The sequence below is a fragment of the Nonomuraea sp. NPDC050383 genome (assembly GCF_044459125.1).
Lineage (GTDB): Bacteria > Actinomycetota > Actinomycetes > Streptosporangiales > Streptosporangiaceae > Nonomuraea.
This window is the reverse complement of sequence record NZ_JBITIP010000003.1, coordinates 364,653-377,892: the sequence shown is the minus strand read 5'-3', so window position 1 is coordinate 377,892 and position 13,240 is coordinate 364,653. Positions and strand designations below refer to the sequence as shown.

Here is a 13,240-nt window from a genome sequence, read left to right as displayed (position 1 = left end):
CCTGCGCGGCCGGCGCGCGCGGTCACCTCCGGGCCGGTTCAGGCCCAGGGACGAGGGAAGGTGCCGCCGTCCAACGGGTCGCCCGCGGCGAGCCCGAGAGGGTCGGTCACGATGTGCTCGCCCCCGCTGTAGCGGGTCGCCTCGTCCATGTAGATGGTGACGTGCGCGAGCCGGGCCTGGTCGGTGCGGTTGGGCAGCGCCATGTGGCCGGTGTAGCCGCTGTGGAAGGTGCAGTCGCCGGCGCGGAGCGGCACGGTGACGCAGGGGATCCAGCGCAGCGACGGGTCCATCGTGAACAGGTCCTCCTCGTGGTGGAGGTCCTGCGGGCGCAGGCCGGTGCGATCCTGGGTGCCCGGCAGGAAGGTCATGCAGCCGCGCTCCGGCGGAACGTCGACCAGCGCGATCCATGCCGACAGCGGGAGCCGGTCACCCGCATGAGGCCAGTACGGCCGATCCTGGTGGAACTCGGTCGCGGCGTTGTTGTGCGGCTCCTTGACCAGCATCTGGTCGTGCCAGAGCCGCAGCGAGAACCCGGCGAGCTGCTCGGCGATCCGGCCGAGCCGCGGGTGGAACGTGAGCTCCCGCAGCGTGCGGTCGCGCCGCCAGACGTTGACCAGCTGGCTGAAGACGCCCTGCTTCTCCAGACTCTCCGCGCGATGCGCCTCCAGGAACGCCTCGGCGCTCGCCCGGAAGCGCTCCACCTCGCCCGGGTCGAGGACGCCTCGTACTCGTACGAAACCGGATTCGCGGTATGCCGTCACAAGCTCGTCCGACACCCGGCCGTCGGCGTCGACGTCGCTGCCGGACTGCTCGATCGTGGTCGTGTCCATCGATGACCTCCATGGTCCTGCCGTTGGGCTACCGCAAGCGTCGCCGTTGGGTGCCGCCATGGGCTAGGCCGATCCCGGCGAGCAGTCGTACGATCCCGACATGCCTGCCACGCTGCACGAGCACGCGCTGTTCGCCGGGAGCCCGGTCCTGGGAGGCGTTCACCAGGTGGATCTCGACATCGAGTCGCACGCGCACGACTTCCTCGAGATCGCGGTGATCGGCAGCGGTCACGGCCGGCACGTGACCAGCCAGGGCGAGCACCCGCTGCGGCGCGGGCAGGTCATCGTGCTCCGCCCCGGCGCCTGGCACGGCTTCCGGGACTGCAGCGACCTGACCGTCGCCAACTGCTGCCTGTCCGCCCAGGCGCTACGAGCCGAGCTGGCGGCCCTGTACGACATCCCGATGCTGCGCCGGATGCTGTGGACCGATCCGGTGGCATCCGGCACGCACGGCGTCGCGGTCACGACCGTCGATCCGGCCGCCGCCGAGGAGACCATCACGGAGATCAGCCTGCTCGAACGGGACCTCGCCGGCGCCGAGAGCCGGCCGGGCCGCGTGCTGGGCCGGCTGGTCACCGTGCTCGGCATCCTGGCCGACGGCCGGGACCCCGGACGGAAGACGGCCGAGCCCGTCGTCCACCCCGCCGTCGCCGCCACCGTCGCCCGCCTGGAGGCCGATCCGGCCCGGCCGTGGCGGCTGGACGATCTCGCCCGGGCGGTCAACCTGGATCCCGCCTATCTGGGCCGGCTGTTCGGACGGTACGTCGGGTTGACGCCGCTGGGCTTCCTGGCTCGGCTGCGGGCCGAGCGCGCCGCCACGTTACTGACGCACTCGACCCTGCCGGCCGCCCGGGTCGGCGCCGCCGTCGGCTGGGACGACCCGACGTACTTCGCCCGCCGCTTCCGGACGCTGGTCGGACTGACACCCTCCGAGTACCGGCGCCACAGCCGGGCAGCCGCCGCACAGGCGGCCCCGGCGGTGTGGCCGGTGAGCGGCTGGTGAGCGTGGCTGGTCAGCGTGGCCGGTGAGCGGCTGGTGAGCGTGCGGTGAGCCGCCCACGCCACGGTTGACCCATGGCCGGGTCCGCACCGAGGACCGGCCCCGCAACTGAGGAGCTGACATGGGTTTCCTGGCAGGCAAGACGGCGCTGGTCACGGGTGGTTCGCGGGGCATCGGCCGGGCGGTGGCGCTGCGGCTGGCCGCCGAGGGCGCCGAGGTCGCCGTCCACTACGGCGGCAACGAGGAGGCGGCCGAGCAGACCGTGGCCCGTATCGAGGAGGCAGGAGGCCGCGCGTTCGCCGTCCGGGCCCGCTTCGGCGAGGACGGCGAGGTGGACCGGCTCTTCGAGGGCCTGACCGCGGGGCTGGCGGGGCGCGGCCTGGACATCGTGGTCAACAACGCGGGCATCGGCTCCGGCAACCCGATCGCGCGGGTCACGCCGCAAGAGCTGGACCTGCTGCTGGCGATCAACGTCACCACGCCGTTCTTCGTGATCCAGCGGGCCCTGCCGCTGCTGAACGACGGCGGCCGCATCGTCAACATGGGCTCGACCGCCAGCCGCTTCGCGGTATCCACGCAGATCGGCTACACGATCACCAAGGCCGCGCTGGAGTCGATGGCCCCCTCGCTGGCCAACGAGCTGGGCCGGCGCGGCATCACCGTGAACACGGTCGCGCCCGGCGCGGTGCGCACCGACATGACCGCGGGTTACACCTCCATCCCCGAGGTGGTCGCCGGACTGGAGGCGATCACCGCACTCGGACGGCTCGGCGAGCCGGAGGACGTCGCCGACGTCGTCGCCTTCCTGGCCGGGCCGCAGGGCCGCTGGGTGACCGGCCAGACCATCGACGTCTCCGGCGGAACCTACCTCGGCCCCATCGCCTGACCCTTCCCGAGCGGGCGCTGCGGAAGGAGGCTGTCAGGTCATCTCCCCAGGCAGCTCAGCGCCTGCATCGCCGCGCGCTCTGTGCGTGCGATATCGCCCAGGACGTCGCCTGCCTGTACGAGGTACTGCGCATCGCCCGCTTCACCGGCTTTCGCGATCAGTGCCGCGGCTTCCGTCCACAGGGTTGCCGCCTCGGTGTACAGCCCGTGGCCGGTGCGCAGGTGGCTGCTGTCGAGGAGTTGGACGCACTCGCCGAGGAAGTCTCGGTAGAGGTTACGGAACAGGGCGCCGCCGGTGCCGGCCTTCTCCATCAGGAGGGCGGCCTGCGGCAGATCCCGCTGCGGGTCGCCGGCCCGCTGGAGCCATGTGCGTACGAGCTTGCCGGCCTTGTCGATCCCACGGTGACCCAGGTTGGCGATGGGCGGGTCGAGGAAGGCGTCGGCGCAGGCGGTGATGGCGGGAATGACCTGGTCCCGCGGGGAAGGCAGGCTCGTCGGAGCGGTGAGGGTGAAGGACCGGTGCTTGGCCGTCATCGGGCCGCGCGCGGCCCTGGCCTGGGCGAGGCTGGTCAGGCTGGTGGACACCGCTCCGCCTTGCTGGTCGGTGTCCACCAGGTAGGCGTCGTGGTCGTCGTAGCCGTACATGGCGACGACATGACCGCCGAAGTGCACCTTCGACCCGAAGTAGTCCAGGTGGTAGCTGTCGAGCTGCAGCCCGACGGGGTGGCCGGCGTCGATGGGGGCCGCCACGTTCTCCCATGCCCTGCGAGGGGAGGCGGTCTCCCGGACCACGAGCTCCAGCCCGAGCCTGGTGGCCAGGTTTCTGGTGAGGTCGAAAGGCTTGACCCGTCCGCCGAGGAAGGGGAAGTCCATGCCCTTGCTGTCCCAGTAGACGAAGGACAGACCGGAGCCCAGGCCGAAGAGCATGGGCTCGGACAGATCGACTCCTTGGTGCCGCAGCAGCACCCCCAGAGCCGTCGTCTCGCAGTGCTGCGTACCGCGGGCATCGACATCTCTCACCTTCGTCATGCCATGCTCTCCTCAACGGGGATGATCAGCCGGGTCGTCAGGGTGATGGTCCGGGCATCGCGTGCCTGCTCGGGCGCACGCCAACATGGTGGACTCTCCCGCGGTGGGAGAGTCCACCGCTGTACCGAGGGGCCGGGCCGGGGCCGCCGGCGACGAAGCGGGTGTCGCCGCCGGGAAGGTCACTCCCGTCGCGCCGCCGCCTTCTCCAGAGACTCCCGTGACCAGGTGATCCGCCCGGCACGCAGGTCCTCGACGACCCCGCGCAGCCACCGGGCCTCGGCCGCCGTCACCTCGCGCAGGTACTCGATCTCCAGCACCGCGATCCGCGGCAGGTCGTCCTCGGCCGTCAGCATCTCCTCCAGCCCGGCCAGCGTCTTCGCGACCGCCCGCTCGCGCCGCTCCAGCGCCTCGGCCAGGTCGTCGGGCGCGAGCAGGAGCGCGGTGGCCAATGCCGCCGGGAACTGCGGGAACTCCTGTCTTGGGGCGCTCAGCATCTCGTCGAGCCAGCGGTACAGCGTCCGGCCGCCCTCGTCGGTGATCTCGTAGACCGTGCGCTCCGGGTACTGCTGGTCGCGGCCGGTCTCGCGGACCTGGATCAGGCCGCCCTCCTGCAGCCGGTCGATCGTGCGGTAGAGGCTCGCCCGCTGGCCCACGTTCACCACCACGTCCTTGCCCCACTGCTTGAGCAGGCGCTGGATGCCGTACGGGTGCAGCGGCTGTTGGCGCAGCAGGGCGAGCACTGTGAGGGCGAGCGGAGAACCGCGGTCAAGAGCCATGGCCCGATAATATCCCCAGCGTTACTAGTTGACTCGTAACTAGTGTCGCTGTAACTATAAACATCATGAGAGAAACCCCCGTACTGATCGTCGGCGGCGGGTACGCCGGCCTCGCCTCCGCGCTTTTCCTCGCCCACCAGGGCGTTCCCTGCCTGCTCGCCGACCGCCACAGCGGTGTCTCGCTCTTCGGCCGCGCCAGAGGCATCAACACCCGCACGCTGGAGATCTACCGCCCGCTGGGCCTGGACCAGCTCATCAAGGACGCGGGCCGCCCCTTCGACGGCGACGCCGGCGTCGCCAGGTGCGCGAGCCTGGCGGACGACTGGCAGTGGATCTTCGACGAGGAATTCCCCCGCGCGCTGCCCGAGCTCACCGCGGGCGAGTTCTGCCTGGCCGACCAGAGCACGGTCGAGCCGATCCTGATCGAGGCCGCCCGGAGCAAGGGCGCCGAGCTGCGGTTCGGCACCCGCTGCGAGTCGATCACGGCCGACGCCGGCGGCGTCACCGCCGAACTGCGCGACCTGGCCACCGGCGAGCCGCACACGGTCCGGGCGCAGTACGTCATAGCCGCCGACGGCTACCACAGCGGCATCAGGGAGCAACTCGGCATCGCCCGCCCCGGCCTGCGCGAGCTGCGGCACTATGTCACGTTCGTCATCCGCGCCGACCTGTCGGGCATCCTCACCAGGCGCGCCCTGTTCTGGATCATCGGCGACCCCGGCGCCGGCGCCATGGGAGCCTTCACCACGCACGCTCTCCGCGATCACTGGGGCCTGTCCCTCGCGTACGACCCGCGCACCGAATCGCCCGCCGACTTCACCGACGAGCGCTGCCTCGCCGCCGCGAAGCGGCTCATCGGCCGCGACGTGCCCGTGGAGGTGGTGAGCAAGGCGTCATGGACGGAGGCCGTCGGCGTCGCCGACCGCTTCCGCTCCGGCCGCGTCTTCCTGGTCGGCGACGCCGCCCACGTGTGGCCGCCCGCCCAGGCGATGGGCGCCAACTCGGCGGTCCAGGACGCGCACAACCTGGCCTGGAAGCTGGCCGCCGTGCTCGAAGGGCGGGCCTCCGACGCGCTGCTCGACACCTACGAGGCCGAGCGCCGCCCCGTCGCCCTGGAGCTCGCCGACCTGACCGTGCGCAGCCAGGCCGCCCGCTTCGGCCCCACCCCCGAGGAGGACCCGGTCGACCCGGTGATCTGCATCCTCGGCCAGCGCTACACCTCCGCCGCCATGATCGGCCCCGGACCCGGCCCGGTGTTCGGCGACGAGGTCGAGCCGAAGGCCCGGCCCGGTGTCCGCGCCCCGCACCTCTGGCTCGACCGTGACGGGCGGCGCATCGGCGTCCACGACCTGTTCCATGACGCCTTCACGTTGCTGTGCGGGCCCGGCGGCGAGGCATGGGCGCGCGCCGCGCAGAAGGTGGACGGCGTACGTGCCCACCAGGTCGGCCCCCGGGCGACCGATGCCGAGCTGACGGACGTCGAGAACCGCTGGGCGGAGCGCTACGGCAGGGCCGCCGTCCTGGTCCGCCCCGACGGCTACGTCGCCTGGCTCGCCGACGGCGAACCGGATGCGGAGCGGCTGGCCGACGCACTACGGCGTGTCCAGATCACCGCCTAGAGGCGGGCCGGCGGACGGACCGGAAAGCGAACGGATCGACGACCACTGCGAACCCGCTCCGCACGTTTAACCCCTGGCGCCGCGTGCAGAGGGCAGGACGGCGGAGGCCGGAATGACCACAGGGAGCGGGGTTCGAGTGGCCGATCAGGACAGCGGGCTCAGGCTGTGTCAGGTGGTGCTCGACTGCACCGATGCCAGGGCCCTGGCGGAGTTCTACCGGTCCCTGCTGGGCCTGGTCTACCGGCCCGGCGATGAGCCGCCGGAACCGACGGGCGATGACGAGCGGGGCCGCGACTGGCTGGTGCTGAGGACCCCGGACGGCGCTCCCCAGCTGGCCTTCCAGCAGGTCGACGAGCTGCCGGAAGCGACATGGCCACAGGGCCGGGTGCCGCAGCAGTTGCACCTGGACCTGACCGTGACATCGGTCGAGGAGCTGCGGGCACAACATGAACGCGTCCTGCGCCTCGGCGGCCGGCTCCTGCTGGACCGTATCGACGACGCCGAGGAGCCCCTGCGTGTGTACGCCGACCTGGCTGGACACCCCTTCTGCATCTTCGTTTCCAGGCGCGGGCACCCTTGACGATCGCTGACGACCTCCGATCGCGCGTGGCGTCGGCGAGATGTCCTCGGGTCGCCCCGCTTCCGGGCCGCGGGGGCTACGGTGCCAGCACGATCCTGCCGAAGACCTCACCCGCGTCCATCTTCTGGTGCGCCAGCACGGCTCCGTCCAGCGGCAGCAGCTCGTGCACCACCGTCTCGATCTCGCCGCGACCGGCTGCGGCGAACTGCTCGCCGCGCACGGCACCCCGATCGGCCGGGCTGACGGTGGCCGCGCTGAACGTGGCGAAGGACATCGACTTCTGGAACGCCGCCATGATCTTCATGCCGAAGTCCGCGGGCGGCTGACCCGCGACAGCGCCCACGGCCACCATGCGGCCGTTCGGGTTGAGCCGGTCGAGGAACGACGGCATGTGCTCACCGGCCACAACGTCGATGATGACGTCATAGCCCGCGGGAGCCCCCTCCCCTCCGTCGCCGGAGCGGTCCAGCACGTGGGTCGCGCCGAGACGGCGCAGCCGCTCGCCGCGCTCGGCCGACGATGTCGTGACCGCCACCGCGGCGGCACCACCACGAGCGGCGAGCTGTACCGTCATGATCCCGATGCTGCCGGCCGCGCCACGCACCAAGACCGTCTCCCCGGGAGCGAAACGGGCGTGGCGCAGCCCGAAGTGGGCCACCGCACCGGAACTGCCGAGCGTCACCGCGTCGACGGCGGACAGGCCACCGGGCAGGGCAAGGATCTCCTCGACCGGCGCGACGGCCTGTTCGGCGTAGCCTCCGCCGGTGCCGGTGAAGCCCCACACCCGCCGGCCGATCCACGACGCGTCGACGCCGTCACCGACGGCGGTCACGGTGCCCGCCACCTCGCCACCGGGGACGTGGCCCTCCTTGAAACCGTAGGCGGCCAGAGCCCCGCTCCGGATCACGGTGTCGACGCCCCCGACGCCCACCGCCTCGGTGGCGATCAGCACCTGCCCGGCAGCGGGTACGGGAACCGGCAGGTCGACAACGGCCAGACCTTCAGGACCTCCGTACGTCCGGATCGCGATTGCCTTCAATGTCGTCTCCACGTTCTCGGACCGCTCACGCGCGATCCTGCTCCACATCCGCCACCGATCGCCGCCTGGCGGGAAGGGGCTGGGCGAGCTCCTACGTCCTGGGACGGTAACGGACGCCCCCGTCCGTTTAGGTAAAGTGAGAGTGGTGGCCGACCATTTGCCTCACACCCGTCGTTCCGACGCGCTGGACAATCGCGAACGCATCCTCGACGCGGCCCGGGCGCTGTTCTCCGCCGGCGGCCTGGACGTGCCGATGCGGGAGATCGCGCGGCGCGCCGGGGTGGGACCCGCCACCTTGTACCGTCACTTCCCGACCAAGCAGCTGCTGGTCGCCGATGCCTTCGCGGACCAGCTGCACGCCTGCCGCGCCATTGTCGACGAGGGGTGCGCGGACCCTGATCCGTGGCGCGGCCTGTGCCTGGTGATCGAGAAGATCTGTGAGCTGCACGCCCGCGATCGGGGCTTCACCGAGGCCTTCCTGTCGACCTTCCCGGGGGTGACCGATGTCGCCGCGGGCCGTGAGTACACGGTGCGAGCAGTCGCCGAGCTGGCCCAGCGAGCCAAGGAAGCGGGACGCCTGCGGTCCGACTTCGTCCTGGACGACCTGATTCTCATACTCATGGCCAACAAGGGGATCCACGCCACATCGGCCACCACCCAGGTCGCGGCCTCCCGGCGCTTCGCCGGGTTGGTGATCCAGGCGTTCGAAGCCTGCCCTCAGCACGCGCCACTACCACCGGCGGCACGACTGGCATCCACAGCACCGCACGGCTTGCCGCGGTAATGCCGGAAAGGCTTTCGACGGTCAGGGGTTCGATGTTCCGGGTATTACGTCTCGGCCGTGCCGGGTTGCCCCTTGACGGACTCCTGATAGATGTCCGCGTAGGTGGGCGAGTCCTTCACCAGGTCGTCGCAGAAGGCGGCGACGTCGGTGCCGATGAGCTCCAGGACCCCCTTGCCGGCCGCGACGCCCTCCTCGAAGAAGTCGACGATCCCGGAGAGCAGGGTCCCGTCATGCAAGTCGATCGGTCCGACCTTGAAGAAGTACCTCTGGATCTCCTTGTAGACGATCTGGTAGTCGGGCGGGAGCGCCTTGACCCGCGCCATGTGCGCCCGCCACTGCTTCTTGCCCTCGATGATGTCCTGGATGCCCACGTCAGCCTCCTAGCCGGCCCAATTTCCTCGCGACGTTCCTGTTCAGCTGCTCGCGCCACCGGTCGCGATAGCTCCGAGCCCCTTCTCCGCCGGCCAGCGCCGCGCAGAAACCCTGGATGTCGTCACCCAGCACCTCGTGAATGCTCTGCCCCTCGGACGCTGTCTCTTCGAGCAGCCCCAGAGCACCGTCGAGAATCGGCATCAGGTTGCGGCCGGTGAAGTCCGAGTAGAGAGAAAGATGACCCTTGATCTCTTCCCACGCCGCCCGGTAGTCGGCCGGCAATGCCTGGGCCCGGGCTTCGAACGCCTTCCATTCCCTGGTGAGATCGCTGCCGGTTATGGTCTCCCAGAAGTTCATCTGCCGCCCTCCTTGAGCCTGTCGATCCGTGATGTGATGTACTCCCATTTCGCCCAGAACGTCGCGAGTTCTTTGCGCCCGGCGTCGTTGAGCGCATAGAACTTGCGCGGCGGACCCAGTCCGGACGGTCGTTTCGTCACCTGGACGAGCCCGTTCTTCTCCAGCCGCAGCAGGATGGTGTAAACCGTCCCTTCGACGACGTCGGCGAAGCCGAGTTCGTTCAGCCGGCGCGTGATGGCGTACCCGTAGGTCTCCTCGCTGCCGATGATCTCGAGCACGCAGCCCTCAAGCGTGCCCTTCAGCATCTCCGTCAGGTCGTGCATCGTGGGTCCTCTTCGGTTCTCCTGGTACTTCGTAGTACCGAGTATGGGGGCCGCAGGCCAGCAGCCACGACGGTGGCGGGTGGCCCGTACGCCGGCTCGCCTGTCATGGGTTCGTGGTCACACGTCCCAGGTGACCGGGAGGCTCTTGACCCCGTAGATGTCCGCGGTCTCCGGGCGCAGGGCGACCTCTTCGGCCGGTACGGCCAGGCGCAGCGTGGGGAAGCGGTTGAGCAGTGCGGGGAACGCGACGCGCAGCTCGACGCGGGCCAGTTGCTGGCCCAGGCACTGGTGGATGCCGTGGCTGAAGGCCAGGTGGCCGCCGTCCTGCCGCCGGAGGTCGAGGACGTGGGGGTTGGAGAAGCGTTCAGGGTCGCGGTTGGCGGTGTGGAGGGACAGGATGACAGTGGTGCCGGCCGTGATGGTGTGGCCGCCCAGCTCGACGTCCTCCAGCGCGACCCGGTGGAACTGCTTGGCGACGGTCAGGTACCGCAGCAGCTCTTCCACGGCCATGTCGGTGAGCGCGGGGTCGGCGCGCAGCGCGGCCAGCTGCTCCGGGTTCTGCAGCAGGGCGAAGGTGCCCAGCGCCAGCATGTTCGCGGTGGTGTCGAACCCGGCCGACAGCAGGATCAGGGCCATCCCCTGCAGCTCCTCGTCGGTCAGGTCGCTGTCGAGCAGGTCGCTGAGCACGTCGTCGGTGGGGTGGGCGCGCTTGGCCACCACCAGCTCGGCGAGGTACTGCTGGGTCGCGGTGTAGGCCGCCATCAGCTCCTCGTCGCCGACCTCCCCGCCGAGGAACTTGTCGATGTTGTCCTGGAAGAAGCCCCGGTCCTCGTCCGGCACCCCCAGCAGCTCGCAGATCACGATGGCGGGGATGGGCTTGGCGAACGCGGTCACCAGGTCCACCGTCGGCCCGGCCTTCTCCATGGCGTCCAGGTGGTCGGCGGTGATCTGCTCGACGCGCTCGGTGAGCAGCCGCATCCGCCGGACGGTGAACTTGCCCACCAGCGGCTTGCGATAGCGGCTGTGCTGGGGCTCGTCCATGAGGAGGAACTCGCCGGGCGGCGCCGGCGGAACCTCGATGCCGCCGTAGTCGATGGTCGGATGGTGGCTCATGAGCTCCCTGCGCGAGCTGAACCGCGGATCGGCCAGGACCGACCGGACCAGGTCGTAGCCGGTGACCAGCCAGCCCTGGTGCCCGTCGGGGAAGGGGAAGCGGCTGATCGGGCTCTGCTCGCGGGCCTCGATCAGCTCCTTGGGCGGGTCGAACGGACAGCCGGACTGACGCGCGGTCGGCATCGTCGGGAGGATGTGGGGGGAGTCGGTCATCAGCTTTCCTTCTCTCGCAATAAGGCGTGTTGTGTGGAGCTCGAAGGGCACGTCGTGAGGAGGGCCGCCACGCCGACCGGGATCAAGACGGCCCGCGCCGGTGCGGCCTAGGAGATCTTGCGACGGTAGGTGTTCATGGCGAAGCCGTACGCGACGATGAGGATGCCGACGCACCAGGCCAGGGCGATCCAGATGTCGGTGCCCACCGGCTGCTGGGCGAACAGGGCACGGATGGCGTTGACGACAGAGGTCACCGGCTGGTGCTCGGCGAAGACGCGCAGCGGGCCGGGCATGGTCTCGGTGGGGACGAACGCCGAGCTGAGAAAGGGCAGGAAGATGAGCGGGTAGGAGAATGCGCTCGCGCCTTCCATGGTCTTGGCGGTGAGACCGGGGATGACGGCGATCCACGTCAGGGCCAGGGTGAACAGGATCAGGATGCCGGAGACCGAGAGCCACGCCAGCACTCCCGCCCCCGAGCGGAATCCCATGAGCAGGGCGACGAGCACGACGACCACGAGCGAGATCAGATTGGCCACCAGCGAGGTCAGCACGTGCGCCCACAGCACCGACGACCGCGCGGTCGGCATGGACTGGAATCGCTCGAAGATGCCGCCCTTCATGTCCATGAACAGCCGGTACGCCGTGTAGGCGATGCCCGAGGCGACTGTGATGAGCAGGATGCCGGGCAGCTGATAGTTCACGTACGACACCGACCCGGTGTTGATCGCGCCGCCGAACACGTACACGAACATCAGCATCATGGCGATCGGCATGATCGCGGTCGTGATGATGGTGTCGGGGCTGCGCGTGATGTGGCGCAGGGACCGTCCCAGCAGGACGGCGGTGTCGCCGAAGAAGTGCTTGCTCATCGTGGTTCCTTACGCGTTCGTAGCGGCGTTGCGGTGCTTGCTGTCGGCGCCGACGAGGGTGAGGAAGACGTCCTCGAGGGTCGGCTGCTTCTCGACGTATTCGACCTTGGCGGGCGGCAGCAGCTGCTTGAGCTCGGCCAGGGTGCCGTTCACGATGATTCGGCCCTCGTGCAGGATCGCGATCCGGTCGGCGAGTTGCTCGGCCTCGTCCAGGTACTGCGTGGTGAGCAGCACCGTCGTACCCTGGGCGGCGAGCTCCTTGACGGCCTGCCACACCTCGATACGCGCCTGGGGGTCGAGCCCGGTCGTCGGCTCGTCGAGGAAGACGACCGGCGGGTTCCCGATGAGACTCATCGCGATGTCGAGGCGGCGGCGCATGCCACCCGAATACGTCCCCACCTTCCGCGCACCCGCCTCGGTCAGCGAGAAACGCTCCAGCAGGTCATCGGCGATCTTGCCCGGGTTCCTGAGATGCCGCAGCCGGGCGACCAGCACCAGGTTCTCCCGCCCGCTGAGGATCTCATCGACGGCCGCGAACTGCCCCGTCAGGCTGATCGACTCCCGCACGTTCGCCGGCTGCGTGGCGACGTCGAAGCCGTTGACCCTGGCCGTGCCCGCGTCGGCCTTGAGCAGCGTGGACAGGATCTTCACGGCCGTGGTCTTGCCCGCTCCGTTGGAGCCGAGGAGGGCGAAGATGCTGCCCCGGGTCACGGTGAAGTCCACGCCGCGCAGCACCCGCAGATCCTTGTACGACTTCTCCAGACCATGCACCTGGATGGCCGGGGCGTGCTGTGTCGTCATAAGTCCGTCCTGTCTTGTCGTCCGGTGTCTTCGCCGGCGGCGCGCGCGATGGCGCCGGTGAATCGGTCGCGCTCGCGGGTCCTGTACTGGCCGAGGGGGTAGCCGGCCATGAACGTCTCGACGAACTCACGGGTCTTCGCCGAAGAGCTACTCGGTGTCGCTGACTACTGGTACAAAGTAACACTGACTACCGCTATCTAGCAACACTGAATAGCTGGGCAATGATTCGCGATCGCTCGTGTGGGTGCGGGTGACCTGATCGCTGTTCGTGAGTGCGGGAACGGACCCATTCAGCTGAGGTGCCGGTCAAGCCCCTTGCCAGGAGCGCATGACGCGGTCCTGACGACGTAGTCCATCGCGGCGTCGCCGCTTTCCTTCGCCGAGCAAGTGGATCCGGTACACGACGTTGGGTGCCGTGGCCACGGTCGCGCTCGTGGCGGCCGTCGTGTCGTCCAACGCCTCGCCTGGCAGTGGGCGAAGACTCGCCGTGCGGAAGACGGCGCGATGCCGAGTCATGGAGCCTGCTCGCAAGAACCCGGCGAGCGAGGAGTGGACACGCACCATCCGCGTCTTCGACCTGCTGCTATGACGAGATTCGGCGTGTTGCTGGTGCCTCGCCGGCGGCCACCTCGACCGGTTTCCGTACCGCG

15 protein-coding genes are annotated in these 13,240 nt (G+C 69.7%); 5 read left to right on the top strand and 10 right to left on the bottom strand.

From position 1 onward, the window contains the following. Positions 1-38: 38 nt before the first annotated feature. On the bottom strand, positions 39-830 hold the full coding sequence (locus ACIBG4_RS10045; RefSeq protein ID WP_397201512.1) for a phytanoyl-CoA dioxygenase family protein: 792 nt from the start codon (positions 828-830) through the stop codon (positions 39-41). 100 nt (positions 831-930) lie between these two features. Here ACIBG4_RS10045 and ACIBG4_RS10040 point away from each other — a divergent pair, with 100 nt between their 5' ends. Further along, positions 931-1,833: an AraC family transcriptional regulator gene (locus ACIBG4_RS10040; RefSeq protein ID WP_397201511.1), complete on the top strand. Its 903-nt coding sequence runs from the start codon at positions 931-933 to the stop codon at positions 1,831-1,833. Positions 1,834-1,951: 118 nt separating this feature from the next. Then, a complete protein-coding gene (locus tag ACIBG4_RS10035; protein WP_397201510.1) occupies positions 1,952-2,716 on the top strand; it encodes an SDR family NAD(P)-dependent oxidoreductase in 765 nt (254 codons plus the stop codon). A 38-nt stretch (positions 2,717-2,754) separates the two neighbouring features. Here the strand turns inward: ACIBG4_RS10035 and ACIBG4_RS10030 are convergent, their stop codons facing one another. After that, positions 2,755-3,744 (bottom strand): BtrH N-terminal domain-containing protein, encoded by a 990-nt coding sequence (locus ACIBG4_RS10030; protein ID WP_397201509.1) that lies wholly within the window; start codon positions 3,742-3,744, stop codon positions 2,755-2,757. A 179-nt stretch (positions 3,745-3,923) separates the two neighbouring features. Beyond that, positions 3,924-4,520 (bottom strand): PadR family transcriptional regulator, encoded by a 597-nt coding sequence (locus tag ACIBG4_RS10025; protein WP_310707953.1) that lies wholly within the window; start codon positions 4,518-4,520, stop codon positions 3,924-3,926. A gap of 65 nt (positions 4,521-4,585) precedes the next feature. Between ACIBG4_RS10025 and ACIBG4_RS10020 the strand changes: the two genes are divergently transcribed. Together ACIBG4_RS10020 and ACIBG4_RS10015 are read left to right on the top strand one after the other, a co-directional pair. Next, positions 4,586-6,139, top strand: coding sequence for an FAD-dependent monooxygenase (locus ACIBG4_RS10020; protein ID WP_397201508.1), 1,554 nt, complete (start codon positions 4,586-4,588; stop codon positions 6,137-6,139). Positions 6,140-6,275: 136 nt separating this feature from the next. Then, positions 6,276-6,719, top strand: coding sequence for a VOC family protein (locus tag ACIBG4_RS10015; RefSeq protein WP_397201507.1), 444 nt, complete (start codon positions 6,276-6,278; stop codon positions 6,717-6,719). A gap of 76 nt (positions 6,720-6,795) precedes the next feature. Here the strand turns inward: ACIBG4_RS10015 and ACIBG4_RS10010 are convergent, their stop codons facing one another. After that, positions 6,796-7,758 carry a zinc-binding dehydrogenase gene (locus ACIBG4_RS10010; RefSeq protein WP_397201506.1) on the bottom strand — a complete coding sequence of 321 codons (963 nt, stop codon included), beginning with the start codon at positions 7,756-7,758 and terminating at the stop codon, positions 6,796-6,798. 145 nt (positions 7,759-7,903) lie between these two features. Here ACIBG4_RS10010 and ACIBG4_RS10005 point away from each other — a divergent pair, with 145 nt between their 5' ends. After that, positions 7,904-8,542 (top strand): TetR/AcrR family transcriptional regulator, encoded by a 639-nt coding sequence (locus ACIBG4_RS10005; RefSeq protein WP_397201505.1) that lies wholly within the window; start codon positions 7,904-7,906, stop codon positions 8,540-8,542. A gap of 44 nt (positions 8,543-8,586) precedes the next feature. Here ACIBG4_RS10005 and ACIBG4_RS10000 read toward each other — a convergent pair whose 3' ends face one another. The 6 genes from ACIBG4_RS10000 to ACIBG4_RS09975 all read right to left on the bottom strand — a co-directional run bounded on the left by ACIBG4_RS10000 (position 8,587) and on the right by ACIBG4_RS09975 (position 12,590). Beyond that, entirely contained in the window at positions 8,587-8,913 is a 327-nt protein-coding gene (locus ACIBG4_RS10000; protein WP_397201504.1) for a DUF1048 domain-containing protein, read from the bottom strand. A gap of 1 nt (position 8,914) precedes the next feature. Then, the gene (locus ACIBG4_RS09995; protein WP_310707959.1) at positions 8,915-9,271 is read right to left on the bottom strand and encodes a DUF1048 domain-containing protein; all 357 of its coding nucleotides are present in this window, start codon (positions 9,269-9,271) and stop codon (positions 8,915-8,917) included. Continuing rightward, complete coding sequence (locus ACIBG4_RS09990; protein ID WP_397201503.1) at positions 9,268-9,594, bottom strand: PadR family transcriptional regulator; 327 nt, start codon at positions 9,592-9,594, stop codon at positions 9,268-9,270. The genes ACIBG4_RS09995 and ACIBG4_RS09990 overlap by 4 nt, the downstream gene beginning before the upstream one ends. Positions 9,595-9,711: 117 nt before the next feature. Beyond that, positions 9,712-10,920, bottom strand: a complete 1,209-nt coding sequence (locus tag ACIBG4_RS09985; RefSeq protein WP_397201502.1) for a cytochrome P450 — start codon at positions 10,918-10,920, stop codon at positions 9,712-9,714. Positions 10,921-11,027: 107 nt separating this feature from the next. Beyond that, a complete protein-coding gene (locus tag ACIBG4_RS09980) occupies positions 11,028-11,789 on the bottom strand; it encodes an ABC transporter permease (protein ID WP_397201501.1) in 762 nt (253 codons plus the stop codon). A gap of 9 nt (positions 11,790-11,798) precedes the next feature. Beyond that, positions 11,799-12,590 carry an ABC transporter ATP-binding protein gene (locus ACIBG4_RS09975; protein ID WP_397201500.1) on the bottom strand — a complete coding sequence of 264 codons (792 nt, stop codon included), beginning with the start codon at positions 12,588-12,590 and terminating at the stop codon, positions 11,799-11,801. Between the last annotated feature and the right edge of the window lie 650 nt (positions 12,591-13,240).